General features: G+C 56.6%; 17 protein-coding genes and 4 pseudogenes. 10 read left to right on the forward strand and 11 right to left on the reverse strand.

Going from position 1 to position 25,909, the window contains the following annotated elements:
• The first annotated feature begins 4 nt into the window (after positions 1-4).
• On the forward strand, positions 5-2,140 hold the full coding sequence (gene yccS, locus ABOC21_RS15720) for a YccS family putative transporter (RefSeq protein ID WP_426815212.1): 2,136 nt from the start codon (positions 5-7) through the stop codon (positions 2,138-2,140).
• Positions 2,141-2,153: 13 nt separating this feature from the next.
• Here the strand turns inward: yccS and ABOC21_RS15725 are convergent, their stop codons facing one another.
• Entirely contained in the window at positions 2,154-2,753 is a 600-nt protein-coding gene (locus ABOC21_RS15725; protein WP_426815213.1) for a TfoX/Sxy family DNA transformation protein, read from the reverse strand.
• Between the two features lie 474 nt (positions 2,754-3,227).
• Between ABOC21_RS15725 and sulA the strand changes: the two genes are divergently transcribed.
• Both sulA and ompA read left to right on the forward strand, forming a co-directional pair.
• Positions 3,228-3,737 carry an SOS-induced cell division inhibitor SulA gene (gene sulA, locus ABOC21_RS15730; RefSeq protein WP_426815214.1) on the forward strand — a complete coding sequence of 170 codons (510 nt, stop codon included), beginning with the start codon at positions 3,228-3,230 and terminating at the stop codon, positions 3,735-3,737.
• Positions 3,738-4,089: 352 nt separating this feature from the next.
• Positions 4,090-5,157: a porin OmpA gene (ompA, locus tag ABOC21_RS15735; RefSeq protein ID WP_426815215.1), complete on the forward strand. Its 1,068-nt coding sequence runs from the start codon at positions 4,090-4,092 to the stop codon at positions 5,155-5,157.
• Between the two features lie 108 nt (positions 5,158-5,265).
• Here the strand turns inward: ompA and matP are convergent, their stop codons facing one another.
• On the reverse strand, positions 5,266-5,718 hold the full coding sequence (matP, locus tag ABOC21_RS15740) for a macrodomain Ter protein MatP (protein ID WP_095095789.1): 453 nt from the start codon (positions 5,716-5,718) through the stop codon (positions 5,266-5,268).
• Between the two features lie 185 nt (positions 5,719-5,903).
• Between matP and ABOC21_RS15745 the strand changes: the two genes are divergently transcribed.
• Positions 5,904-7,661, forward strand: a complete 1,758-nt coding sequence (locus ABOC21_RS15745; RefSeq protein ID WP_426815216.1) for an AAA family ATPase — start codon at positions 5,904-5,906, stop codon at positions 7,659-7,661.
• A 69-nt stretch (positions 7,662-7,730) separates the two neighbouring features.
• Positions 7,731-8,249 carry a bifunctional 3-hydroxydecanoyl-ACP dehydratase/trans-2-decenoyl-ACP isomerase gene (fabA, locus tag ABOC21_RS15750; RefSeq protein WP_095095783.1) on the forward strand — a complete coding sequence of 173 codons (519 nt, stop codon included), beginning with the start codon at positions 7,731-7,733 and terminating at the stop codon, positions 8,247-8,249.
• A 64-nt stretch (positions 8,250-8,313) separates the two neighbouring features.
• Here the strand turns inward: fabA and rmf are convergent, their stop codons facing one another.
• From rmf to rlmKL, 6 genes and pseudogenes are all read right to left on the reverse strand, one after another.
• Entirely contained in the window at positions 8,314-8,481 is a 168-nt protein-coding gene (gene rmf / locus ABOC21_RS15755; protein ID WP_004871568.1) for a ribosome modulation factor, read from the reverse strand.
• A 256-nt stretch (positions 8,482-8,737) separates the two neighbouring features.
• A pseudogene (gene pqiC / locus ABOC21_RS15760) lies at positions 8,738-9,302 on the reverse strand (membrane integrity-associated transporter subunit PqiC).
• A pseudogene (gene pqiB, locus ABOC21_RS15765) lies at positions 9,302-10,940 on the reverse strand (intermembrane transport protein PqiB). The pseudogenes pqiC and pqiB overlap by 1 nt, the downstream one beginning before the upstream one ends.
• Positions 10,930-12,200, reverse strand: a pseudogene (gene pqiA, locus ABOC21_RS15770) (membrane integrity-associated transporter subunit PqiA). Before pqiA ends, pqiB begins: the two co-directional pseudogenes overlap by 11 nt.
• A gap of 14 nt (positions 12,201-12,214) precedes the next feature.
• On the reverse strand, positions 12,215-14,122 hold the full coding sequence (locus ABOC21_RS15775) for an ABC transporter ATP-binding protein (RefSeq protein WP_426815217.1): 1,908 nt from the start codon (positions 14,120-14,122) through the stop codon (positions 12,215-12,217).
• A 12-nt stretch (positions 14,123-14,134) separates the two neighbouring features.
• Positions 14,135-16,240 carry a bifunctional 23S rRNA (guanine(2069)-N(7))-methyltransferase RlmK/23S rRNA (guanine(2445)-N(2))-methyltransferase RlmL gene (rlmKL, locus tag ABOC21_RS15780; protein ID WP_426815218.1) on the reverse strand — a complete coding sequence of 702 codons (2,106 nt, stop codon included), beginning with the start codon at positions 16,238-16,240 and terminating at the stop codon, positions 14,135-14,137.
• Between the two features lie 98 nt (positions 16,241-16,338).
• On the opposite strand from rlmKL, the gene ABOC21_RS15785 reads away from it, so the two are divergent.
• Positions 16,339-17,448: a YcbX family protein gene (locus ABOC21_RS15785; protein WP_426815219.1), complete on the forward strand. Its 1,110-nt coding sequence runs from the start codon at positions 16,339-16,341 to the stop codon at positions 17,446-17,448.
• A 47-nt stretch (positions 17,449-17,495) separates the two neighbouring features.
• Here the strand turns inward: ABOC21_RS15785 and zapC are convergent, their stop codons facing one another.
• Positions 17,496-18,038, reverse strand: a complete 543-nt coding sequence (gene zapC, locus ABOC21_RS15790; RefSeq protein WP_426815220.1) for a cell division protein ZapC — start codon at positions 18,036-18,038, stop codon at positions 17,496-17,498.
• 167 nt (positions 18,039-18,205) lie between these two features.
• Positions 18,206-19,216, reverse strand: coding sequence for a quinone-dependent dihydroorotate dehydrogenase (pyrD, locus tag ABOC21_RS15795; RefSeq protein ID WP_426815221.1), 1,011 nt, complete (start codon positions 19,214-19,216; stop codon positions 18,206-18,208).
• 252 nt (positions 19,217-19,468) lie between these two features.
• Here pyrD and ssuE point away from each other — a divergent pair, with 252 nt between their 5' ends.
• From ssuE to ssuB, 4 genes are all read left to right on the forward strand, one after another.
• On the forward strand, positions 19,469-20,044 hold the full coding sequence (ssuE, locus tag ABOC21_RS15800) for an NADPH-dependent FMN reductase (protein WP_426815222.1): 576 nt from the start codon (positions 19,469-19,471) through the stop codon (positions 20,042-20,044).
• Positions 20,045-20,125: 81 nt separating this feature from the next.
• Complete coding sequence (ssuD, locus tag ABOC21_RS15805; RefSeq protein WP_426815223.1) at positions 20,126-21,271, forward strand: FMNH2-dependent alkanesulfonate monooxygenase; 1,146 nt, start codon at positions 20,126-20,128, stop codon at positions 21,269-21,271.
• Positions 21,272-21,281: 10 nt separating this feature from the next.
• Entirely contained in the window at positions 21,282-22,073 is a 792-nt protein-coding gene (ssuC, locus tag ABOC21_RS15810; RefSeq protein ID WP_426815224.1) for an aliphatic sulfonate ABC transporter permease SsuC, read from the forward strand.
• A complete protein-coding gene (gene ssuB, locus ABOC21_RS15815; RefSeq protein WP_426815225.1) occupies positions 22,070-22,843 on the forward strand; it encodes an aliphatic sulfonates ABC transporter ATP-binding protein in 774 nt (257 codons plus the stop codon). Before ssuC ends, ssuB begins: the two co-directional genes overlap by 4 nt.
• 51 nt (positions 22,844-22,894) lie before the next feature.
• On the opposite strand, the pseudogene pepN reads toward ssuB, so the two are convergent.
• A pseudogene (gene pepN / locus ABOC21_RS15820) lies at positions 22,895-25,513 on the reverse strand (aminopeptidase N).
• Positions 25,514-25,909 lie beyond the last annotated feature (396 nt).

Raw genomic sequence — 25,909 nt, forward strand, 5'->3', positions numbered from 1 at the left:
TGACATGCTTAGCCCTCTGCTACGCCGTTATACATGGAACAGCGCCTGGCTCTATAACGCCAGGATTTTCGTCGCACTTTGCGGCACAACCGCCGTTCCATGGTGGCTTGGCGAAGTAAAACTGACTATTCCGTTAACGCTGGGGGTGGTTGCCGCCGCGTTAACCGATCTCGACGATCGCCTGACCGGACGGTTGCGCAATCTGGCCATCACCCTGGTGTGCTTTTTTATCGCCTCGGCTTCGGTGGAGCTCCTTTTTCCCTGGCCGTGGCTGTTTGCAATCGGTTTAACCCTCTCGACCACCGGATTTATTTTACTGGGCGGTTTGGGGCAGCGTTACGCCACGATCGCCTTCGGCGCGCTGCTGATCGCGATCTACACCATGCTGGGGGTTACGCTCTACGATCGCTGGTATCTACAGCCGCTATTTTTGCTGACCGGCGCCGTTTGGTACAACCTGCTGACCCTGGCCGGACACATTATTTTCCCGATTCGTCCGCTTCAGGACAACCTTGCGCGCAGCTATGAGCTGCTGGCGCGCTATCTGGATCTCAAGTCCCGCATGTTTGACCCGGATATCGAAGACGAAAGCCAGGCGCCACTCTACGATCTGGCCATCGCCAATGGCCAGCTGGTTACAACGCTCAACCAGACAAAAACGTCCCTGCTCACCCGCCTGCGCGGCGACCGCGGGCAGCGAGGCACCCGACGGACGCTGCAGTATTACTTCGTGGCTCAGGATATCCACGAACGCGCCAGCTCATCGCATATTCAGTATCAAACGCTACGCGACCGTTTTCGCTACAGCGATATCATGTTCCGCTTTCAGCGCATGCTGTCGATGCAGGCCCAGGCGTGTCAGAAATTATCCCGCGCTATTTTGCTGCGTGAACCGTACCAGCACGATGCGCATTTCGAGCGCGCGTTTATGCATCTTGATGCCGCCCTCGACCGCGTGCGTGCCAGCGGAGAGCCGCTGGAGCAGGTCAAAGCGCTGGGCTTTCTGCTGAATAACCTGAGGGCGATTGACGCCCAGCTGGCAACCATCGAGTCCGCTCAGGCTGCCGCACCCGCTCACGGAACGACGGAGAATTTGCTCGCGGAGGAGCATCTTAGCGGCCTTAGCGATATCTGGCTTCGCTTACGCCGCAACCTGTCACCAGAATCGGCCCTCTTTCGTCATGCGGTGAGAATGTCGCTGGTACTGTGCGCAGGCTATGGGTTTATCCAGCTAACCGGGCTCAATCACGGCTACTGGATCCTGCTGACCAGCCTGTTTGTTTGTCAGCCAAACTATAACGCTACCCGTCACCGCCTGGCCCTGAGGATTATTGGCACCCTGATAGGGGTGGCTATTGGTCTACCGCTACTGCTGCTGGTGCCCTCGGTCGAAGGCCAGCTGTTGCTGATCGTCCTTACCGGCGTCCTGTTCTTTGCCTTCCGCAATGTACAATATGCCCATGCCACCATGTTCATTACCCTACTGGTGCTGCTGTGCTTTAACCTGCTGGGTGAAGGCTTCGAGGTTGCCCTGCCGCGCATCTTCGATACCCTCATCGGCTGTGCGATTGCCTGGGCCGCGGTCAACTTTATTTGGCCGGACTGGAAGTTCCGTAACCTGCCGCGGGTTCTGGATCAGGCCATAAACGCCAACTGCCGATACCTCGACGCCATTCTTGAACAGTATCATCAGGGGCGCGATAACCGTCTGGCGTATCGGGTTGCACGGCGGGATGCGCATAGCCGGGACGGTGAGCTGGCTTCAGTGGTATCAAATTTATCCACTGAGCCACGGGCAAATGCCGATATTCGCGAAACGGCCTTCCGCCTGCTCTGCCTGAATCATACCTTCACCAGCTACATTTCAGCGCTGGGGGCGCACCGGGAGAAGCTCACTACGCCTGAAACGCTGGCGCTGCTGGATGACGCAGTCTGCTACGTGGACGATGCACTCCATCATTCCCCGGCCGACGAGCAGCGGGTACAGCAGGCGCTCACCCGCCTGCAGACCCGGATCCAACACCTTGAACCTCGCGCCGATAGCAAAGAGCCGCTGGTGCTCCAGCAAATCAGTCTGCTGTTAGCGCTATTACCGGAAATCTGCCGCCTGCAGCAGCAGGTGGTAGTTCAGCCCGAGTAAATCGCGGCCAGGCCTACCGCTGGTTGAGAGCCCACTCCTGCAGTTCCCGACGCCGCGCCGTCGGGAGCGCAGCGGCGTGAACGCCGGTAATTGCCCCTTCCAGCGAATAGAGAATATTCAGCGTCAGCGCCTTATTCGACTCCCGCAGCTTAAGCCACGCACGCTGTGCGCCAATAAGACGCAGCGCCTGCTGATCTATTACGCCCGAGTTAATTAACAGTAGCTCCATATGAAAACTAATATTTGGCAGATCTTTCAATCTGCCGGAATAACGCTGCTGGTGCTTTTCATTTTGCGCGGCCTGCAATGAAAGCGATGATAGTTTGAAAAGCATTTTGCTGTCACCCCAAAGCGTTTCGTTTATCTGATAATATTTAAGAAAAATTGGCCGCCCGTTTTTGCGCATTTTTAAAAGTGGATTTGCGTGGGCCACGCAATATGCGGCACCCTGCTCGCAAATCTTAAGATAGATTTCCCCCTCGGCAACCATCGCAAATACGGTATCGTCTATTGCCAGGCTATAGCCACCAAACAAAGGACGACAGATTATTTTTCCCAATGGTGACAAGCACTTCTGAAATTTATGAAAACGTAGGGATGATATTTTTTTCATGATTATTCCTTGGTTAATCATGCGAATACGGAGTTATTTAGTTAACGGATCCGTTAGTTCAGAAAATAAGTGAGTTCCTTTATTACAGCAAGATGATTTTAACGTTCCACGCAATTAACTCACCATTTTGCGAGGTGCTTTCAAGAAATTACGTCTGCGCGAAAGTGAATGTATTCAAAATAAAATATAAACGGGGCATTAATTAATAGTTGCACAAATAGTTGGTGCCCAGGGAGAGCAGCGCTAAGCCCGGGGCTGAGGGCAAATGTGCGGCCAGGATCGCGCGGTTTGACATTTATTGCGCAAAAATTTAGGCCGCAGCTTCACCACGGTGAAAGCCGTTCGTCGCGAGCGCGGCCGATGATGCCAACAATGTCGAACAAATTTCGCACGACAGCACGATAAATGAGGTTGATCTTTTCACTGGCTGGATATACTGTATATGCATACAGTAACCACGGGCGGGATTAGACAATGCTTACTTCAGCTTACGCAAATCGTTCATCACTGACTTCTGCTTCAGTACGTCGCCACTCCCATGACGCCGTCGAACAATCGGCTAGCGGGCTGATTAGCGAGATTGTCTACCGGGAAGATCAGCCAATGATGACCCAGCTGCTGCTGCTTCCTTTATTACAGCAGCTGGGCCAGCAATCCCGCTGGCAGCTCTGGCTCACGCCAAAGCAGAAGTTGAGCCGCGAGTGGGTGCAATCCTCCGGCCTGCCGCTGTCGAAAGTCATGCAGATAAACCAGCTCTCCCCGTACAACACGGTAGAATCAATGATACGCGCCCTGCGCACGGGTAACTATAGCGTAGTAATCGGCTGGCTGGCAGATGAGCTGACTGCCGAAGAACATGAACGGCTGGTCAGCGCCGCGGAAGAAGGTCATGCGATGGGGTTTATCATGAGGCCTGTAGGAAATACAAGCCAGCATGGGAGACAACTGAGCGGGCTAAAAATTCACTCTAATTTGTATCATTAAGCTAAATTAGGATTAATCCTGGAATTTTTTTTGCGCAGTCCACAGGCGTACTTTTATAAGGGTCGTTTTGGTGCGGATGCCTGTCTGATGCGGTCTCGCAGGTTTCGTTGGCGAACGAAAACCCACCATATTTGTTAAATATTGTGTATACAACCCTTTTTTTTCATATGCCTGACGGAGTTCACACTTGTAAGTTTCGAACTAAGTTGTAGACTTTACATCGCCAGGGGTGATCGGCTTACGCTGCATGTATCAGCATAGTTAACAACAAGTCACGCCCCGGGTGAAGGATCTAACCGTGAGGTCTTTTGTACCTTCATGGCGAATTTTGGATGATAATGAGGCGCAGAAAATGAAAAAGACAGCTATCGCGATTGCAGTGGCACTGGCTGGCTTCGCTACCGTAGCGCAGGCCGCACCGAAAGATAACACCTGGTATGCAGGTGGTAAACTGGGCTGGTCCCAGTATCACGATACCGGTTTCTACGGTAACGGTTTCAAAGGCAACAACGGCCCGACCCGTAACGATCAGCTGGGTGCTGGTGCGTTCGGTGGCTATCAGGTTAACCCGTACCTCGGTTTCGAAATGGGTTACGACTGGCTGGGACGTATGGCCTATAAAGGCAGCGTTGATAACGGCGCTTTCAAAGCTCAGGGCGTTCAGCTGACCGCTAAACTGGGTTACCCGATCACTGACGATCTGGACATCTACACCCGTCTGGGTGGTATGGTCTGGCGTGCAGATTCGAAAGGTAATTACGGTTCTACCGGTACTTCCCGCAGCGAACACGACACTGGCGTATCTCCGGTATTTGCTGGTGGTATCGAGTGGGCAATGACTCGCGACATCGCTACCCGTCTGGAATACCAGTGGGTTAACAACATCGGTGATGCAGGTACCGTTGGTACACGTCCTGATAACGGCATGCTGAGCGTAGGCGTTTCCTACCGCTTCGGTCAGGAAGAAGCTCCGGTTGTAGCTCCGGCTCCGGCTCCGGCTCCGGAAGTGACTACCAAGCACTTCACTCTGAAGTCTGACGTACTGTTCAACTTCAACAAATCTACCCTGAAACCGGAAGGCCAGCAGGCTCTGGATCAGCTGTACACCCAGCTGAGCAACATGGATCCGAAAGACGGTTCCGCAGTTGTTCTGGGCTACACTGACCGCATCGGTTCTGACGCTTACAACCAGCAGCTGTCTGAGAAACGTGCTCAGTCCGTTGTTGACTACCTGGTTTCTAAAGGTATCCCGGCTGGTAAAATCTCCGCTCGCGGTATGGGCGAATCTAACCCAGTTACTGGCAACACCTGTGACAACGTGAAAGCTCGCGCTGCACTGATCGATTGCCTGGCTCCGGATCGTCGCGTAGAGATCGAAGTTAAAGGTTACAAAGACGTAGTAACTCAGCCGCAGGCTTAAGTTTTACTACCGATAAAAAACCCCGCGAATGCGGGGTTTTTTTTATCTCAACTTTGCCGTCAACGCGCAAAGCGCTCGTGCACAGCGCTATCAGCCCTGCGTTGCGGGCTACTCTTTACCTAGCAATACCTGCAGGTCGCGCTTCAGACTGGACATCTTGCTGGCATACTTCTCTTTATGCTCAGCGTCCTCAATCAGCTGCACGATAGTTTCCGACAGCGTTTTCCCCCGTCGCTGCGCCAGACCCGCGAGACGCTGCCAGACCACAAACTCCAGATCGATAGACTTTTTACGCGTATGCTGATGCTCGGCGTTAAAATGACGCTTGCGGCGCGCGCGGATAGTCTGCTTCATCCGGTTCATTAGCTCCGGATTAATATGCTGCTCAATCCAGGCGTTCACCAGAACCGGTTCATTTTCGAGCGTCAGTAAGACATCGACCGCGGCTTGCGCTGCGCTGGCTTCAATATAGCGGGTAATCAGCTCACCTTCCCGGTGCTTTTTAACCAGATATTTCCATTTCCAGCCGCTTTCAAGATTTTCCAGTTGTTGATATTTCATTGCGATCTCAATGTGACCGTGTAACTCACTTCAGGATATCAGTTTTTTTCCGATGTGCTGAGAATAAATCATCATTCGTGATATACGTTGCGTCGTTATCGTTAATGCAAACACGATCCTCCGTGTGCTCGGACGCGGCATCAGGTATAATCGCGCGTTTTACATCTCACTAAAAAACAGCGACTTTGACCATTACGAAACTTACCCGAAACGACCTTGCTCCTGATACGGAAAGTTATCAGGCGCTGTTTGCACAAGCTGATTTAGCCCAGCCAGAGGCTTCTCTGTCAGGCGAACTGCAGCCCCGTCTATTCTATGCGTTGGAGCAGCTTCTGGTGACTCCGACCATTTCGCCGTTCATGCTGGTTAAGGCCCCTGAAGAGCCGGAATACCTGCAGTGGTTAGCCGCCGAAACCCGCAGCTTATACCAGCCAGCGGCGCCTCTTTACGGCGTACGCTACCAGGTTAACGGCGGAAACGTCACCCTTTCGCCGGCAAAAAGCGCCGATGATAATTTTGCCAGCACCGCGCCGGTTGAATCAGCCGACTGGATAGAAGCAGAGCAGCTTTTTGGCTGCGTGCGCCAGTTTAACGGTGAAATATCCCTGCAGCCGGGCCTGGTGCATCGTAGCAACGGCGGCGTGCTGATTATCGCCCTGCGCGCGTTGTTAGCCCAGCCGCTGCTGTGGATGCGCCTGAAGAACATCGTTACACGCCAGCGCTTTGACTGGCTCTCCATCGATGAGTCTCGCCCGCTGCCGGTCAGCATTCCATCGATGCCGCTCAATCTGAAGATAATTCTGGTCGGTGAACGCGATTCACTGGCTGATTTTCAGGATATGGAACCCGAGCTCTCGGCGCAGGCGATTTACAGCGAGTATGAAGATAATCTGCAAATCGCGGATGGCGACACCCTGAAACAGTGGTGTCAGTGGGTGTGGCAAAACGCGCAGCAGCTTGAGCTGCCCGGGCCGGACGCCGATGCCTGGCCGCCGCTGATTCAGGAAGGCGCACGCTATACCGGCGATCGGGAAACGCTGCCGCTGTGTCCTCTTTGGATTGCCCGTCAGCTGCGCGAAGCCGCCGCTTTCTGCGAAGGCGATCTTATCTCCGCTGAGGAGATGCAGACCATGCTGGCGCGTCGCGAATGGCGCGAAGGCTATCTGGCCGAGCGGATCCAGGACGAAATCCTGCAAGAACAGATTTTGATTGAGACCGAAGGCGAATGCATCGGGCAAATCAACGCGCTGTCGGTCATCGAATTCCCCGGACATCCGCGGGCCTTTGGTGAGCCATCGCGTATCAGCTGCGTCGTACATATCGGCGACGGCGAGTTCATTGACGTGGAACGCAAGGCCGAGCTGGGCGGTAATATCCACGCCAAAGGCATGATGATTATGCAGGCGTTCCTGATGTCCGAACTGGAACTCGAGCAGCAGCTCCCCTTCTCCGCATCGCTGACCTTTGAGCAATCCTACAGCGAAGTGGACGGCGATAGCGCCTCCATGGCCGAACTGTGCGCCTTAATCAGCGCGCTGGCCGGCGTGCCCATTAATCAAAGTATCGCCGTCACCGGTTCGGTCGACCAGTTCGGCCGCGTGCAGCCGGTAGGCGGGCTTAACGAAAAAATTGAAGGCTTCTTCACCATTTGCCAGCAGCGCGAGCTGACCGGCAAACAGGGGGTCATTATTCCTGCGGCGAATGTTCGCCATCTGAGCCTGGCGCCAGAGCTACAGCAGGCCGTCGCTGAAGAGAAGTTTTCCATCTGGGCGGTGGAAGACGTTACGGAAGCGCTGCCCATGCTGACCCAGCTGTTGTGGGATGGCGAAGGGCAAACTTTACGGCAAACCATTCAGGAGCGGATTGCGCAGGCGACGCAGCAAGAGAGTCGTCATCGTTTTCCGTGGCCGCTACGCTGGTTAGGTGGTTCAGGTTCTAACTGATCGGACTTGTTCAGCTTACACGTGTTAGCTATCCTGCGTCCCGAACTCAAAATAAGGCTTACTTAAAACATGGTAGATAAACGCGAATCCTATACGAAAGAAGACCTTCTTGCCTCTGGCCGTGGTGAACTGTTTGGCGCAAAAGGCCCGCAGCTGCCCGCACCGAGTATGCTGATGATGGACCGCGTCATCAAAATGACCGAAACCGGTGGTAACTACGATAAAGGCTATGTCGAAGCTGAGCTCGATATCAACCCGGACCTGTGGTTCTTCGGTTGCCACTTTATCGGCGATCCGGTCATGCCGGGCTGTCTGGGCCTGGACGCAATGTGGCAGCTCGTTGGCTTCTATCTGGGCTGGCTCGGCGGCGAAGGCAAAGGCCGCGCGCTGGGCGTGGGTGAAGTTAAATTCACCGGCCAGGTGCTGCCGACTGCGAAGAAAGTGACCTATCGTATTCACTTTAAACGCGTTGTTAACCGTCGTCTGATTATGGGCCTGGCGGATGGTGAAGTGCTGGTTGACGATCGTCTGATCTACACCGCGGCCGATCTGAAAGTGGGCCTGTTCCAGGATACTTCTGCGTTCTGATAAGCAGTAACGCTTAAAAAAGGCGAAGCCCCCGCTTGCGGAGGCTTCTTTTTTAAAGAGACAGTCAGGCAGTTTGTACCCTGTCCTCCATGGCTTCTCGCCAGCCTCCTAGCCAGTAGGACCTTTGATTCAGGGTCTGGTAGGGACACATTTCTTTCGATCTTCCGGTTATCCCGGCCTGATATCCACGTTGATGTGCCCGTTCCAGGCGATCTCGTTTTTGTCTCTTCATGCCTCGTTTCCCTCATTCTTTGATCTGGTGGAAAAGAAAACAGTGGTCACTAAATATGCAACCACGGTTAACGAATACCGCGAATCAGGGGTAACGTCAATGCGCAAAATTCACGCCATTGTCATAATTGTGAGCTACATGAAAGTTCATTTGTACAAAAACTGTGAACCAGCACAAGTAACAATCTGACGAGACAAATAAAAAAACCGCCGCGGTTTTGCAGACCACGGCGGCTATTTAGCTTCATTAATTTTACTTATGGCAGGCGATTCAGACTCGTTGGCAATAGCGGTCGCTTCCTGAGTCCAGGCCTGGGCCATCGTTTTCACCATCGCATCGTAACCGTCCTGCTGCTGCTTAAGCTCAATATTAAACGGCCGCTTAATCAGCTGCCCCTGATGCTTCAGCAGCCACTCTCCGCTGACGATAACCCGCCCGTCATACCGGCCATGGAAGCCGTTAACCGAGACGTTAAGCGTATCCTGATCGTTGCCCAGCGGCTGCGAGGCCACCACCCAGCCGGGCAGCTGATTGCTTAAATTCGCGACCAGGGTAGTGCGCAGCTGCTGATCGAGCGGGCTGGCCCACAGATTATTGCTCGCAATCACGTACTGCACGTCGGTGGTCTGGTAGACCACCCCGTTGCCCGCCAGATAGTCAGGAATAGTGACCTGTTCAACCCACAGCAGGTTCTTACCCTGATGGGCGGCGCTTTGCGCACCGCTTTGGGCGACGGGCAGCTGATAGTAGGTTTTATCCTCCCCGCTGCTGCTGCAGGCCGCCAGCGCGCATACCGCTGCCGCTACTAACCACTTTTTCATTATTTCGCTCCCTTCGGCTGCGGATCTTTTTTACCCTTGGCCTCAAATACCAGCGCGTTGCTCTTATCATTGAGCGTTTTTAGTACCGGCTGCAGTTCACGAAGAACCTGATCGAGTCGCTGCATATCCGCAACCATCTTATTGTACGCCGCGGACCCCGGCTGGAAGCCCTGCATACTGCGGTTCAGCTCGCGCAGCGTGTTCTGCATATCGCCAGGCAGACTGCTGCATCGACTGGCTTGAGGTGATCTTATTCAGGCTATCCAGCGTTGCCTGAACGTGCTGCATCGTTTTTTCGCTCTGCGCCAGCGTACTGGTCGCCTGCTCCAGCAGCGGGTTAATCGGCAGATTGTTAATCTTATCCAGCGCATCCATCAGGCGCTGCTGAATTTGCGCGAGGCCGCCGCTAACTGTTGGAATGATCGGATAAGAGCCAAACTCATGCATGCTGCCGCGCGGAGGCGCTTTGGGATAGAAGTCGAGATCGATATACAGCGCGCCGGTAATCAGGTTGCCGGTTTTCAGCGAACCGCGCAGGCCGCGATTGATCAGATCGTCCATATGGGTACGAATATCCGGATCGCTCCCAAGCTGGTTGATTAGTCGTTCCGGCTCAATGCGCACCTCTACCGGAATGCGATAATCGTCATTCAGCTGCTGCTGTAGCCCTGGAATGAAGAACGGTACTTTGCCGACCGTGCCCAGGCGTATGCCGCGGAACTCCACCGGCGCGCCGGGCTGAAGGCCGCGGATCGAATCTTTAAAGAACATCACGTAGTCGATGTGCTGGGTAAAGACCGAATCCTGAATGCTTTTTTGATCGTCAAACAGATGGTAGCCGGTCTTGTTCGCCACCGGTTCGCCCAGATCCAGCCCTTCCGGAATATCAAAGCTCACCCCGCCGCCAAACAGCGTCGACAGCGATCCCATTTCCACCCGCATCCCGGCGGAGGTCAGATCCACGGCGATACCGCTGTCTTTCCAGAAGCGAACGTTGGTGGTGACCAGCCGATCGTTCGGCGCGTTGATAAACAGACTGATAGGTAATACTGCGCTTTTGCGGATCGAAGGTGCTGGTCTCAACCGACCCGACCCGATAGCCGCGAAAGAGCACCGGATCGCCGGGAGAGAGCTGGCCGGCCTTATTGCTTTCCAGCAGGATGCGGATCCCCTTCGCGTCCGGCGAGGCCAGCGGCGGAGAATCCAGCAGCGGATACTGCGCGGAATCCTCCCCTTTCGTTCCGGGCTGCACTCAATATAGGCGCCGGATAATAGCGTCCCAAGCCCGCTGATCCCTTCGCGACCTACCTGCGGTTTTACCACCCAAAACACCGAATCCTGATGCAAAAGCTTCTGCATACCGGCGTTCAGGCGGGCCTTAATCTCTACGTGCGTCAGATCGTCCGTCAGGGTGGCGCTTTCTACCACGCCGACGTCAACGCTGCGGCTTTTAATCCGGGTTTTACCACCCTCAATGCCTTCGGCGTTGGTGGTGATCAGCGTCACCTCCGGCCCCTGATGGCTATAGTGATAAAACAGAATCCATGCGCCGATTAGCACAGTGACGATGGGGAAGATCCACACTGGTGACCAGTTCTTCACCTTTTGCACTTTTGCTTCTCCGCTATTATTTTCCATGCTGCTGTATTTCCTCATGGCTTGAATCTGGTTCACGGTCCCACAACAAACGAGGGTCGAACGTCATCGCCGAAAACATTGTCATCACGACAACCAGCGCAAACATCACCGCCCCTATCGCGGGATAGATATTCATCAACCCTCCCATGCGCACCAGCGCCGAGAGTACAGCGATGACAAAAACATCAATCATTGACCAGCGGCCAACAAACTCCACGACTTCATAAATCAAATGCATGCGCTCTGAATCACGCGAGCCGTTGCCGTTAGCGTTCCAGCACAGCCAGCCAATTGCGATCATTTTCAACGTCGGCACCATAATACTGGCGATGAATATCACCAGCGCCACCGGATACGATCCTTCACTCCATAGCAGGATCACCCCGGCCATGATCGTCGACGGCATTTTATCGCCCAGCAGGTCGGTTATCATAATCGGCATGATATTGGCGGGGAGGTAGAGCAGGCACGAGGTAATCAGCAGCGCCAGCGTCCACTGCAGGCTATGCTTGCGCCGCGCCGTCCCTTTCGTCTGGCAGCGCGGGCATGCCTCTGCATCGGCGGGTAAAATAGCCGTACAGCAGGAACAGGATCGCAGGCCCTGGCGGATCCCGGTGACGCCAACCTTCAGCGGCTGTTTCACCGCAGGCATTGGCGCAATATCGTCCCACAGCCAGCGCCGGTCCACACACTGCAGCGCGCGCAGTCTGCAGCAGGCAGAACATACACCAGGGGAAAAAGCTCAGGCCAACGCCAATATCGCCGTAGGCCATCAGCTTCACGAAGCTCACCAGCACCCCGGCGAGAAAGATTTCCGCCATCCCCCAGATCTTGAGGTTGAACAGAATGCGCGCCAGGAAAGCCTTCAGCGCGGCGGGCATCCGCACGCGGCTGACCAGCAGCAGAATGGTTATCAGGCAAAAAGCCGGAACCAGCTGCACAAAGAGGAGAAAGAAGGTGCCGAGGCTGGCGTAATCCTCGCTAAACAGCACGTTGGGGATCTCCAGCAGCTCAATTTCACTGTTGAGCCCGCCAACTTTCATGTAGACGAAGGGAAACAGGTTTGCCAGCAGCAGCATAAACAACGCGACCAGCGCATAGGCTGTGGGACGCTGCCGAGGCGCGTCCCATGACGTCGTTAAGGTTGTACCGCAGCGCGGACATCCGGCTTTCTGGCGATGCTCCAGCCTGGGGCAAAGCCACCAGCAGATCACATTGTGGACACAGGATATGCCGCGCAGCATGATGATGATCGCACATGAAAACTCCTCGGCTTATGCGCCGTTTTTTAATCCTTCGAGATATTCCCAGCGCTCAAAGGCCGTTTCCAGGGCCTGTTCCGCTTCGGCCAGCTGCGCCAGCACCTGCTGCGTATGGTCATGCGACTGGCCAAAGAAGGAGGCGTCAGCGACCTGATCCTGCAGGCTCTGCAGCCGGGCCTCCAGCTCTTCCAGACGCTGCGGCAGCTGCTCCAGCTCGCGCTGCAGGTTATAGCTTAGTTTGCTCGCCGCGCGTTTGACACTTTCCGTTTTCGGCGGCGTTGCTTCAACATTTTTTTTAGCCGCGGGCTGTTTTTGCGCCAACGACTGCGACTGCTGTCCGCGCGCGTCGTGGTAGCCGCCAACGTACTGACCGATGCGCCCTTCGCCTTCGAAGATCCAGCATTCGGTGACGGTGTTATCGACGAACTGACGATCGTGGCTGACCAGCATCACGCTGCCCTGGTAGCCATCGATAAGCTCTTCCAGCAGCTCGAGGGTTTCGACATCCAGATCGTTGGTCGGTTCATCGAGGATCAGCAGGTTGCTGGGTTTCAGGAACAGACGCGCCAGCAGCAGGCGGTTACGCTCCCCGCCGGAGAGCGCGCGAACCGGCGTCATCGCCCGCTTCGGATGGAACAGGAAGTCCTGCAAATAGCCCAGCACGTGGCGCGGCTTGCCGTTAACCAGCACCTCCTGCTTGCCTTCAGCGAGGTTATCCATCACCGTGCGATCCGGATCCAGCTCGGCGCGGTGCTGATCGAAGTAGGCTACTTCCAGCTTGGTGCCAATGTGCACCCGCCCGCTGTCGGCCTGCAGCTGGCCGAGCATCAGCTTCAGCAGCGTGGTTTTGCCGCAGCCGTTAGGGCCAATCAGCGCGATCTTGTCGCCGCGCTGAATCTGCGCCGAGAAGTCTTTTACCAGCACCTTGCCGCCAACCTGGTAATCAACGTTCTCCATCTCAAAGACGATTTTGCCCGAACACGCGGCCTCTTCTACCTGCATCTTCGCGCTGCCCATCACCTCGCGGCGCTCGCCGCGCTCGCGACGCATCGCCTTCAGGGCACGCACGCGGCCTTCGTTACGAGTACGGCGCGCCTTGATCCCCTGACGGATCCACACTTCTTCCTGCGCCAGCTTGCGATCGAACTCCGCATTCTGCAGCTCTTCAACGCGCAGCGCTTCTTCTTTTTCCAGCAGATATTGATCGTAATTACCCGGATAGGTCACCAGCTTGCCGCGATCGAGATCGACGATCCGCGTGGCCATATTGCGAATAAATGAACGGTCGTGCGAAATGAAAATAATGGTGCCCTTGAAAGTCTTCAGGAAGCCTTCCAGCCAGTCGATGGTTTCGATATCGAGGTGGTTCGTCGGTTCATCCAGCAGCAGCACGCGCGGGCCGCTGACCAGCGCGCGGCCGAGGGCCGCTTTACGCAGCCAGCCGCCGGATAGCGAAGCCAGCTCGGCGTTGGCATCGAGGCCCAGCTGATCCAGCACTTCGTTAATGCGGCTGTCCAGCTGCCACAGGCCGAGGTTATCCAGCAGATCCTGCAGACGCGCCAGCTCGTTTAAATTTTTGTTGCTCGGATCGGTCATCACCAGACGCGAAACGTCGTGATAGCCTTTGAGATACGCCGCCTGCTCTTCGATGCCTTCGGCGACGAAATCGTACACGGTGCCGGCAATATTGCGCGGCGGATCCTGCTGCAGACGCGCAACGACCAGATCCTGTTCATAAATAATGCGCCCGTCATCCAGACCCTGCTCGCGGTTGAGGATCTTCATCAGGGTGGATTTGCCCGCGCCGTTGCGCCCAACCAGGCACACGCGCTCGTTATCTTCGATATGCAACTCGGCGTTATCCAGCAACGGAGAGTCGCTGAAGGAGAGCCAGGCACCATGCATACTAATCAATGACATTCTTTATTCCTTTCAGGCTGCAGTAATCAGCCAGCAGTTGTGAATCTGACGGTTACGGGCAAAATCCTGAGACTGCGTTTTTTGCGTAATTTCCTGCGCCTTCAGCCCAAGCTGCGCCAGCCCGTCATGATCCATACGGAAACCGCGTTTATTGTTCGAGAACATAATCGTGCCGCCTTTACGCAGCAGACGTTTAAGATCGGTCAGCAGGCGCAGATGATCGCTCTGTACGTCGAAGGCCTCTTCCATCCGCTTCGAGTTAGAAAAAGTCGGCGGATCGATAAAGATCAGGTCAAACTGTTCGGTGCTCTCGCGCAGCCAGCCCAGCACGTCGGCCTGCATCAGGCGGTGCGGTCGGCCGGTCAAGCCGTTGAGGCGCAGGTTTCGCTCGGCCCACTCGAGGTAGGTGCGCGACATATCGACGGTGGTCGTCGAGCGCGCGCCGCCGAGACCGGCGTGAACGCTGGCGCTGCCGGTATAGGCAAAGAGGTTGAGGAAATCTTTGCCTTTGCTCATCTCGCCAAGCATGCGCCGCGCGATGCGGTGGTCGAGGAACAGACCGGTATCGAGATAGTCGGTCAGGTTGACCCACAGACGGGCGTTATACTCCTGCACCTCGATAAAATCGCCTTTTTCAGCCATTTTCTGGTACTGGTTCTTGCCTTTCTGCCGTTCGCGGGTTTTCAACACCAGCTTATTCGGCGCGATGCCTAATACCGAAATCGTCGCCGCGATAATATCAAACAGACGCTGGCGGGCTTTATGCGCATCGATCGTTTTCGGCGGCGCGTACTCCTGCACCACCACCCACTCGCCGTAGCGGTCAATCGCGACGTTATATTCCGGAAGATCGGCATCATACAGGCGGTAGCACTCAATGCCTTCCTGGCGCGCCCATTTCTCAAATTTCTTCAGGTTTTTACGCAGACGGTTGGCGAAATCTTCGGCCAGCGATACCGCTTTACCGCCTTCGTTTTCGGCAATGTGGTAGTTTTTCTGCACGCAGTCCAGCGGGCCGTTTTTAGCCTTAAACTGCTTGTCCGCCCGCAGCTGCAGGCAGCTCAGCAGATCCGGAGAAGCGCTGAACAGCGACAGATTCCAGCCGCCAAACTGGCTTTTCATCGTCCGGCCAAGCAGGCTGTGCAGGGCAATCAGCGCCGGTTCGCTTTCCAGACGTTCGCCGTACGGCGGGTTGCCGATCACCGTTCCGTACGGGCCTTTCGGCAGCGGGTTGCTAAGCTGAGCAACGTCTTTCGCTACAAACGTAATCAGCTCGCCTACGCCCGCGCGACGGGCGTTGCTGCGCGCGCGCTCAATGACCCGCGCGTCAACGTCAGAACCATAGAAGCGCGACTCATAGGCCGCCAGCCCTTTACGGGCGCGGGTCTGGGCTTCGGCCTTCACCTCTTTCCAGACCGCGTCATCGTGCTGAAGCCAGCAGCTGAAGCCCCAGTGGCCGCGATGCAGGCCCGGCGCGCGGTCGGTAGCCAGCATCGCGGCTTCGATCAGCAGAGTACCGGAACCGCACAGCGGATCGAGCAGCGGCGTCCCCGGCACCCAGCCGGAACGCATAACGATCGCCGAGGCGAGCGTCTCTTTAATTGGCGCCATACCGGTAGCGTCACGGTAGCCGCGCAGATGCAAGCCTTCGCTGCTCAGATCTAAAGAGATATGCGCCGTCTCTTTGTTCAGCCAGACGTTGATTCGCAGATCGGGATTTTCGCGATCGACGTTCGGCCGCGGCAGGTTTTTACGCGTAAAGCTGTCGACGATGGCGTCTTTTACCTTCAGCGCACCGTACTGGCTGTTACGAATCTCTTCGTTCAGCCCGCTAAAGTGCACGGCGAAGGTGGCGTCAGGGGTGAAAATCTCCGTCCAGGGAATGGCCTGTACCCCGAGGTAAAGGTCCAAATCGCTATACACGCTACACTGGCCTAACGGCATCATGATGCGTGAGGCCAGCCGGCTCCACATCAGGCTTTGATACAGCAGGCGCGTATCTCCCTGAAAATGGACCCCGCCCTGGACTACCTGGCACTCCGCTGCGCCAAGTGATTCCAGTTCAGTTTTTAACAGCTCTTCAAGCCCACGAGCCGTACTGGCAAACAGAGAATTCATATCGTCACTTTTACTAAAAGAAAATTGGTGCGCATTATAGCCAATATGCGCCCCATGTCATAAAGTTAAAGGCTTATTTTTAAGCCCAGAGACTCCGCATGACAACGCTATCGCGACTTTTTATTCATCCCGTCAAATCGATGCGTGGAATTGGCCTGACGCATGCGTTTGCCGATATCAGCGGCCTGGCCTTCGATCGCCTGTTTATGGTGACGGAAACGGACGGCACCTTTATTACCGCCCGCCAGTTTCCACAGATGGTGAGATTCACCCCCTCCCCGCTGCAGGATGGCGTGCACTTAACCGCTCCTGACGGCAGCAGCGCGATCGTGCGTTTCGCTGATTTCGCTCCGCAGGGCGAGCCGACCGAGGTGTGGGGAAACCACTTCACCGCCCTAGTTGCGCCATCGGCGGTTAACCACTGGCTTAGCGGTTTCTTTAATCGCCAGGTGCAGCTGCGCTGGCTGGGGCCGCAGCTGACCCGCCGCGTTAAGCGCCATGACGCCGTCCCGCTCACCTTTGCCGACGGTTTCCCCTATTTACTCACCAACGAAGCCTCGCTGCGCGATCTGCAGCAGCGCTGTCCGGCCAGCGTACGTATGGAGCAGTTTCGCCCTAACCTTGTGGTCACCGGCGCCGAGGCGTGGGAGGAAGATAGCTGGAAGGTGATCCGCATTGGCGAAGTGACTTTTGATGTCGCCAAGCCCTGCAGCCGCTGTATTTTTACCACCGTCAGCCCGGAACGCGGGCAAAAGCATCCGTCCGGCGAGCCGCTGGCCACGCTGCAGCGCTTTCGCACCGCGCTGGACAATGGCGATGTCGATTTCGGTCAAAACCTGATTGCCCGCAGCAGCGGCGTTATTCGCGTAGGTGACGAAGTCGAGGTGCTGAGCCGAGGCCCGGCAAAAGCCTACGGCGCGGGCGAAAGCAATGATAGTCAACCTTCTGCCGCTCAGCAGAATGCGACGGTGGATATTGAGTGGCAGGGACAGCGTTTTACCGGCAATAACCAGCAGATTTTGCTGGAACAGCTCGAGCAACAGGGGATCCGCGTGCCCTACTCCTGTCGGGCGGGCATCTGCGGCAGCTGCCGCATTCGGCTTGAGGAGGGGGAAGTCAGCCCGCTGAAGCACAACGCCGTTGCGGCGGATGGCACTATTCTGTGCTGCAGCTGCGTACCAAAAACCGACCTACGCCTGGCGCCCTGAGCTCTTCGGGAGTGCACCGGTCGGCGGAGCCAAAGAGGTTCGCCGGCCTAAACCGCCTCGCCGAGGCTGTAGCTGGAGATACGCGGGGCCGGCTGCAGTCTGTCGTTCATAATTTTAATCACGTCGCCAAGCTGCATCACCCGTCCCGCCAGGGTTAACCCCGGCTGCGCCAGCAGGCACAGCGCGGCATTTTCGCCAGGCTCCACCACCAGCAGATTAACCTGCTGCCCGGTATCGCTGAGCCAGGCGCTGGCGGCATCGCCGCCGCCGGGCTGCCAGCTCTCTTGATGGGTGGTGAAATGCCAGCTTTTCGGCATTTGAGGCTTCAGAAAACGAATGGCGACCAGCGCGTTAAGCACTAATTCCGCGCGCTGCTCTTTCGATAATTCTATATCCCGGCATTTTTCTTCAAAGGAAAAATAAAGCGCGGCGTCGTCAACGCAGAACCCGGATGGCGCGAATGCATCGGGCGTCAGCATCCGGCGCGCAAAGCGCGAGCGGAACAACATACCATTGGCCAAATCGAGCATCATGCGATCGTGCTCTTCATCGTAATACCAACGCCAGTTATCGTCAGGTTTAATCCGCATTTTTCCCCCGTCCTCTTTCACTTCTATCTGTAATGCACGGCATACGGCAACAGAATTATTTCCAAAATTAAGAAAAGACTAAAATGTCTAAATAAGCAACAATGAGGGAATATAAAACAACCAGGGCCGGAAATAAAGCCCTGGGGGTGTTTCAGAGGGGGAAAAGATTAGATATTGGTAACAATTTCTTTAATCAGCGGCGGGCCTTTAAAAATAAAGCCAGAATAAATCTGCACCAGCGTCGCGCCGGCAGCGATTTTTTCCCGAGCCGCAATCGGCGAGTCAATCCCGCCGACTCCGATAATTGGCAGGCGGCCGTTTAATTCTGTCGCCAGCATGCGGATAATCTCAGTGCTTTTTAATTGCAGAGGACGACCGCTCAGGCCACCGGTTTCATCGCAATATTGCATGCCCTGCACCAGCGATCGATCGAGGGTGGTATTGGTGGCAATGACGCCGTCAATATTATGGCGCACGAGGCTATCGGCTACCTGGATCAATTCCTCAAGAGAAAGATCCGGGGCGATCTTCACGGCCACGGGAACATATTTCTGATGCTTTTGCTGCAGCTCAAGCTGCTTATTTTTAATACCGGAAAGTAAATCATCGAGCGCGTCGCCATATTGTAACGTACGCAGGCCCGGGGTATTCGGCGAGGAGATATTAATGGCGATATAGCCGGCGTAGGGATAGACTTTTTCCATACAAATCAGATAATCATCTTTGCCCTGCTCGACCGGGGTATCTTTATTTTTACCAATATTAATCCCCAGAATACCGTCAAAATGCGCCTTTTTAACGTTCTCGACGAGGTTATCAACGCCGAGATTATTAAAGCCCATGCGGTTGATCAACCCTTCTGCCGCTACCAGACGGAAGATCCTCGGCTTATCGTTGCCCGGCTGCGCGCGCGGCGTCACGGTACCAATTTCGATGGCGCCAAAACCCATTGCCCCGAGCGCATCGATGCACTCGCCGTTTTTATCCAGCCCGGCGGCAAGACCCAGCGGATTTTTAAACGTAAGCCCCATGCAGGTCACCGGTTTAGCCGGCACCTTCTGGCGGATCAGCATTTCAAGCGGCGTTCCCGATACGCGGCGTAATTGTTGGAAGGTTACTTCATGAGCGCGCTCAGGATCGAGCTGAAAAAGAGCTTTACGAACGAAGGGGTAGTACATGAACTCTCCTGGATTCCCGGTGTGCAAACCGGGGGCGTATTATGTTCGATCCTCAGCGGAAAGGGAATTGACCTGTGACAAAAAATCGTCCATCCAACGCAAACGTTTACTTTTCCACCTTCCTTTATGCAAATTTTGACAAAACAAGGGTGGAAAAATCATTTAGGTAAATAAATCGCCTCTGTCACACTGTCGGTAAATGTTATCAATATTAGATAAATGCAAACATTTGGTTATAAGGAGAGAGAGAACATGCGCGTTATCACACTTGCGGGCAGCCCGCGCTACCCTTCCCGTTCCAGCGCCCTTCTGGAATACGCGAGGGAGACGCTCTCCGCCGCTGATGTCGAAGTCTGCCACTGGCATCTGCAAAATTTTGCCCCGGAAGACCTTCTTTATGCGCGTTTTGATAACCCGGCGCTGCATACCCTCAACGAACAGCTGGCCGGCGCGGACGGGCTGATTATCGCCACGCCGATCTATAAGGCCTCTTTTTCCGGCGCGCTGAAGACGCTGCTCGACCTGCTGCCGGAACGGGCGCTGGAAGGCAAAATCGTTCTGCCCCTGGCGACCGGCGGCACTATCGCCCATATGCTGGCAGTAGATTATGCCCTAAAACCGGTTCTCAACGCGCTGAAGGCCCAGGAGATCCTCCACGGCGTGTTTGCCGATGATAGCCAGGTGACTGACTATCAGCACAAGCCGCAGTTTACGCCCAACCTTCAGAGTCGCCTCGACCTTGCGCTGGAGACCTTCTGGCAGGCGCTGCATCGGCCAACCAGCCGCGCGCCGGCCCTGAAAGCCACCCGTGGGGTCGAACATGCGTAAACTCCTGGCGCCCGGCGGACTGCCGATGCTCTCCGCCCTGGGCCACGCGGCGCAGCCCGCAGCCCTTCAAGGAGCGAAATCATGAGTCTAAATATGTTCTGGTTTTTACCCACTCACGGTGACGGCCGCTATCTTGGCACCGATCAAGGCGCGCGTCCGCTTGATTACGGCTATCTGCAGCAGATTGCGCAAACCGCCGATCGCCTCGGATTTACCGGCGTTCTGATCCCCACCGGACGCTCATGTGAAGACGCCTGGCTGGTGGCCGCTTCGATGATCCCGGTAACTCAGCGCCTGAAGTTTCTCGTCGCCCTGCGTCCGAGCGTGGTTTCGCCAACGGTCGCCGCGCGCCAGGCGGCGACCCTGGATCGGCTCTCCAACGGCCGGGCGCTGTTTAACCTGGTGACCGGCAGCGACCCGCAGGAGCTCGCCGGCGACGGCGTGTTCCTCGATCACGCCGAGCGCTACGAAGCCTCGGCGGAATTTACCCATATCTGGCGGCGGCTGATGGAGGGCGAAACCGTCACCTTCAACGGCAAGCACCAGCGCGTGCGCGGCGCGAAGCTAATGTTCCCGCCACTGCAGCAGCCGCGTCCCCCGCTCTACTTCGGCGGATCCTCTGAAGTGGCGCAGGATCTCGCCGCCGAGCAGGTCGATCTGTATCTGACCTGGGGAGAGCCGCCGGCGCAGGTGGCGGAAAAAATCGCTCAGGTGCGCGAAAAGGCCGCCCGCCACGGGCGTAAGGTTCGCTTCGGCATCCGTCTGCATGTGATTGTGCGTGAAACTAACGCAGAGGCCTGGCAGGCGGCGGAGAGCCTCATTTCCCATCTGGATGATGACACCATCGCCCGGGCGCAGGCCGCCTTTGCGCAAACCGATTCCGTCGGCCAGCACCGCATGGCCGCGCTGCACAACGGCCAGCGCGACAGGCTCGAAATCAGCCCTAACCTGTGGGCCGGCGTCGGGCTGGCCCGCGGCGGCGCCGGAACCGCGCTGGTCGGCGATGCCGCCACGGTTGCCGAACGCATCAACGAATATGCCGCGCTCGGCATCGATAGCTTCGTGCTTTCCGGCTATCCGCATCTCGAAGAAGCCCTGCGCGTCGGCGAGCTGCTGTTCCCGCTGCTGGACGTCAATATTCCGTCAATCCCGCAGCCGCGGAGCCTGCTTCCACAGGGTGAAGCGGTGGCGAATGAATTTATCCCGCGTAAAGCGGCGCAGAGCTAAGGAGCGATATATGACAACTCCCGGGCAAAAACTCCTGGTCCGCCTTGCCCCCTGGTTTTTACCGATCGGCACCGTCATCGTCTGGCAGCTCGCCTCTTCGGTGGGCTGGCTCTCCACCCGGATCCTGCCTTCGCCGGAGGGCGTTCTGAAAGCCTTCTGGACCCTATCCGCCAGCGGCGAGCTCTGGCAGCATCTGGCCATCAGCTCGTGGCGCGCGCTGCTCGGCTTCGCTATCGGCGGCTCTATCGGCCTGACGTTAGGGATGATTAGCGGCCTCTCGCGCTGGGGAGAACGCCTGCTGGACACCTCGATTCAGATGCTGCGCAACGTGCCGCATCTGGCCCTGATTCCGCTGGTGATTTTATGGTTCGGCATCGACGAGAGCGCCAAGATTTTCCTCGTCGCGCTGGGCACCATGTTCCCGATGTATATCAACACCTGGCACGGAATTCGTAATATTGACCGCGGGCTGGTCGAGATGGCGCGCAGCTATGGCCTGTCCGGCTTTGCCTTGTTCCGCCACGTCATACTGCCCGGCGCCCTGCCGTCAATCATGGTGGGTATCCGCTTTGCGCTTGGCCTGATGTGGCTAACGCTGATCGTCGCCGAGACCATTTCGGCCAACGCCGGCATCGGCTACCTGGCGATGAACGCCCGCGAATTTTTGCAAACCGACGTGGTGGTCGTGGCCATCATTCTCTATGCCATTCTGGGCAAACTGGCCGACTTCAGCGCGCAGCTGCTGGAGCGCGTCTGGCTGCGCTGGAATCCGGCCTATCATCTGCAGGAGGCTAACGCATGACCACCGCCCGTCTGACCCCTGGGATCCCGCTGTTGCTCAACGGCGTGACCAAACGCTACGGCGAAAACACGATTCTTAACGCGCTTGATTTACACATTCCCAGCGGGCAGTTCGTCGCGGTGGTCGGACGCAGCGGCGGCGGTAAAAGTACCCTGCTGCGTCTGCTCGCCGGGCTGGAGAAGCCCAACGCCGGCGAGCTGCTGGCGGGCTCGACGCCGCTGGCGCAAATCCAGGACGATACCCGCATGATGTTTCAGGATTCGCGCCTGCTGCCGTGGAAAACGGTGATCGATAACGTCGGCCTCGGGCTGAAGGGCTCGTGGCGAGACGCGGCCCTGCAGGCGTTGGCCAGCGTCGGCCTCGAAAATCGCGCCAACGAATGGCCAGCGGCGCTTTCCGGCGGACAAAAGCAGCGTGTGGCGCTGGCCCGGGCGCTGATCCACCGCCCCGGCCTGCTGCTGCTTGACGAGCCGCTGGGCGCGCTGGACGCCCTCACCCGCCTCGAAATGCAGGATTTAATCGTCTCCCTCTGGCAGGAACATGGTTTCACCGTACTGCTGGTGACTCACGACGTGAGCGAAGCGGTAGCGATGGCCGACCGGGTGCTGCTGATTGAAGAGGGCAAGATTGGGCTGGACGTCACGGTGGATATTGCGCGCCCGCGGCATACCGGTTCGGCGCGGCTGGCGGAGCTGGAGGCGGAAGTTCTCAACAGGGTAATGAAGCGCGGCAGGCACGAAGCCTCGCCGCGCCTGTTCAGTCACGGCTAAACGGCTCCCGGAGCGCGGCGCTGTCGCCGCAATCCGGGAACGGAACGCCCTTTACGCCAGCGCTTTACTGATTTTCTCGAACAGATCGCCGGAGAGATTCTCCAGACCTTTCAGCTGCTCCAGCGCCGCGCGCATCAGCGCCTGGCGTTTGGCATCATAACGCTTCAGACGAATCAACGGCTCAATCAGACGCGAGGCCACCTGCGGGTTGCGGCTGTTGAGTTCGGTCAGCATCTCCACCAGGAACTGATAGCCGCTGCCGTCTTCGGCGTGGAAGGCCGCCGGGTTGCTGCTGGCAAAGGCGCCAATCAGCGAGCGCACGCGGTTCGGGTTGCTCATACTAAACGAACGGTGGCTCAGCAGCGCGCGTACCGTCTCCAGCGCGTTATCCGCCGGACTGGTAGCCTGCAGAATCAGCCATTTGTCCATCACCAGGCCGTCCTGATGCCACTTATCGTCATACTCCTGCATCAGCGCATCGCGGCACGGCAGACTGCGCCGCCACCGCCGCCGACAGGGCCGCCAGCGCGTCGGTCATGTTGTCGGCCTGATGATACTGGGCAGCGACCAGCTTATCCGCCAGCTCGGCATCGCCAAACGCCAGGTAGCGCAGACAGGTATTACGCAGCGAGCGTTTGCCAATATCGGCATGCTCTATGCGATAGCCGTCGAGCTTATTGGCGTGGTAGATAGCGAGGAATTCGTCCGCCAGCTCGTTCGCCAGCGTGCGGGTGAGCGCTTCGCGCACCGCCACGATGGCAAGCGGATCGATAATCGCAAATAGCTCGGCGATTTCACCGGCGGACGGTAGCGTCAGGATCTCTGCCGCCAGCGCCGGATCGATCTTCTCATCCAGCAGGATCGCGCGGAACGCATCGGCGACGTGAACCGGCAGCGACAGAGGCTGACCCTGCTGATGGCGGTTAACGTTAAGCTTGATATAGGTCGCCAGCAGGCTCTGCGCCGCATCCCAGCGGGAGAAGTCGTTGCGCGCGTGGCGCATCAGGAACGTCGAGCTGCTGATCGCTCCACTTATATTCCAGCTTCACCGGCGCGGAGAATTCGCACAGCAGCGCCGGAACCGGCTGGAAGTAGACGTTATCGAAGACAAAGGTCTGCTCGGCCTGGGTGACGTTCAGCACGTGATGCACCGGATGCCCGCCCTTCTGCAGCGGGATCGCCTTGCCTTCGTTATCATATAGCTCGATATCGAACGGAATATGCAGCGGCTGTTTTTCCGCCTGCTCGGAAGTCGGCGGCGTGCGCTGGCTGATGGTCAGGCGGTACTGCTCGGTTTCCGGATTGTAGTCATCGTGCACGCTCACCACCGGCGTACCGGACTGGCTGTACCAGCGGCGGAAATGCGACAGGTCAACGTTCGACGCGTCTTCCATCGCCTGGACGAAATCGTCGCAGGTGGCGGCGCTGCCGTCGTGGCGCTCGAAGTACAGCCTGCATGCCTTTCTGGAAGTTCTCTTCACCCAGCAGGGTATGCAGCATGCGGATCACTTCCGCGCCCTTTTCATATACCGTCAGGGTGTAAAAGTTGTTCATTTCGATAACCTTATCCGGACGAATCGGATGGGCCATCGGGCTGGCATCTTCGGCAAACTGCAGCCCGCGCATGGTGCGGACGTTGTTGATGCGGTTCACCGCGCGCGAGCCCAGATCGGAGCTGAACTCCTGATCGCGGAACACGGTCAGGCCTTCTTTCAGGCTCAGCTGGAACCAGTCGCGGCAGGTCACGCGGTTGCCGGTCCAGTTGTGGAAATATTCGTGGCCAATCACCCGTTCGATATCGAGGTAGTCTTTATCGGTGGCGGTATCGGTACGCGCCAGCACGTATTTGGAGTTAAAGACGTTCAGCCCTTTGTTCTCCATCGCGCCCATATTAAAGAAGTCGACGGCGACAATAATATAGATGTCGAGATCGTACTCGAGGCCGAAACGGGTTTCGTCCCATTTCATCGAGTTTTTCAGCGACGTCATCGCCCACGGCGCGCGGTCAAGGTTGCCGCGATCGACGAACAGCTCCAGCGCCACTTCGCGTCCGGAACGGGTGGTGAAGGTATCGCGCAGGACGTCGAAATCACCGGCCACCAGCGCGAATAGATAACACGGTTTTGGGAACGGATCCTGCCACTGCGTCCAGTGACGGCCGTTTTCCAGCTCGCCCTGAGCCACGCGGTTGCCGTTCGACAGCAGGTACGGGTATTTCGCCTTATCGGCGATAACTTTGGTGGTGAAGCGCGCCAGAACGTCCGGGCGGTCGAGGTACCAGGTGATATGGCGGAAGCCTTCCGCTTCACACTGCGTGCACAGGGCTTCGCCTGACTGATACAGCCCTTCGAGCGCGGTATTGGCCGCCGGGCTGATTTCATTGACGATAGTCAGGGTGAAATGTTCCGGTAATCCGCCAATAACCAGCTGGTTATTTTCTTCTCTATAGTCGCTCCACGGCTGACCGTTAACCTGCACAGAGACCAACGTCAGGTCTTCGCCATCCAGACGCAATGGCACATCAGACGCAGCCGCGTGACGGGAGACTTTACTCTCGGCCGTAACAACGGTTTTCGCGGCATCCAGGTCAAAGGTCAAATCGATATCGCTAATCAGATAGTCCGGCGCACGATAGTCGTGGCGGTATTTGGCTTGGGGCTGTTGTGTCATAAAAAACCTTTAGCATGTTCCATAAAGTGTCAAACCCAGTCTATTCCTGTTGTGATGTTCTCGCTATGCAGAATCTTCATCTTTTCAACGTCAAACACGAAAATCGCTACATTTTGATAATATAAGAGCGTAGTTTCTATTAACATCCAAGGTCGCCCAAGAGCGCATTCACAAACAACAGGTTATGGCCTTGATGGATACATGGTTGCTAAGTTCGCCCATGTTCACACTCATTTTATGCCCCATCCATGCCCCACGATCAAATAGGGCAGTCATCCCGACGCAGATCGTTAACGGAAAATGTGACTACGCCGTAAACACCCTCACCCTCGATCGCCTCACCATCCGCTGTTGTTAGCGCATCGCCCGCTACCTTTGTTTTGATGAAATATTTTA

The sequence above is a fragment of the Klebsiella sp. WOUb02 genome (genome assembly GCF_050058015.1).
Taxonomy (GTDB): Bacteria; Pseudomonadota; Gammaproteobacteria; order Enterobacterales; family Enterobacteriaceae; genus Klebsiella.

What these genes read in the sequence shown, in the direction of transcription:
- yccS (WP_426815212.1), top strand. Translation starts at nt 5, where the DNA reads ATGCTTAGCCCTCTGCTACGCCGTTATACATGGAACAGCGCCTGGCTC.
- ABOC21_RS15725 (WP_426815213.1), bottom strand. Translation starts at nt 2,753, where the DNA reads ATGAAAAAAATATCATCCCTACGTTTTCATAAATTTCAGAAGTGCTTG.
- sulA (WP_426815214.1), top strand. Translation starts at nt 3,228, where the DNA reads ATGCTTACTTCAGCTTACGCAAATCGTTCATCACTGACTTCTGCTTCA.
- ompA (WP_426815215.1), top strand. Translation starts at nt 4,090, where the DNA reads ATGAAAAAGACAGCTATCGCGATTGCAGTGGCACTGGCTGGCTTCGCT.
- matP (WP_095095789.1), bottom strand. Translation starts at nt 5,718, where the DNA reads ATGAAATATCAACAACTGGAAAATCTTGAAAGCGGCTGGAAATGGAAA.
- fabA (WP_095095783.1), top strand. Translation starts at nt 7,731, where the DNA reads ATGGTAGATAAACGCGAATCCTATACGAAAGAAGACCTTCTTGCCTCT.
- rmf (WP_004871568.1), bottom strand. Translation starts at nt 8,481, where the DNA reads ATGAAGAGACAAAAACGAGATCGCCTGGAACGGGCACATCAACGTGGA.
- ABOC21_RS15775 (WP_426815217.1), bottom strand. Translation starts at nt 14,122, where the DNA reads ATGTCATTGATTAGTATGCATGGTGCCTGGCTCTCCTTCAGCGACTCT.
- rlmKL (WP_426815218.1), bottom strand. Translation starts at nt 16,240, where the DNA reads ATGAATTCTCTGTTTGCCAGTACGGCTCGTGGGCTTGAAGAGCTGTTA.
- ABOC21_RS15785 (WP_426815219.1), top strand. Translation starts at nt 16,339, where the DNA reads ATGACAACGCTATCGCGACTTTTTATTCATCCCGTCAAATCGATGCGT.
- zapC (WP_426815220.1), bottom strand. Translation starts at nt 18,038, where the DNA reads ATGCGGATTAAACCTGACGATAACTGGCGTTGGTATTACGATGAAGAG.
- pyrD (WP_426815221.1), bottom strand. Translation starts at nt 19,216, where the DNA reads ATGTACTACCCCTTCGTTCGTAAAGCTCTTTTTCAGCTCGATCCTGAG.
- ssuE (WP_426815222.1), top strand. Translation starts at nt 19,469, where the DNA reads ATGCGCGTTATCACACTTGCGGGCAGCCCGCGCTACCCTTCCCGTTCC.
- ssuD (WP_426815223.1), top strand. Translation starts at nt 20,126, where the DNA reads ATGAGTCTAAATATGTTCTGGTTTTTACCCACTCACGGTGACGGCCGC.
- ssuC (WP_426815224.1), top strand. Translation starts at nt 21,282, where the DNA reads ATGACAACTCCCGGGCAAAAACTCCTGGTCCGCCTTGCCCCCTGGTTT.
- ssuB (WP_426815225.1), top strand. Translation starts at nt 22,070, where the DNA reads ATGACCACCGCCCGTCTGACCCCTGGGATCCCGCTGTTGCTCAACGGC.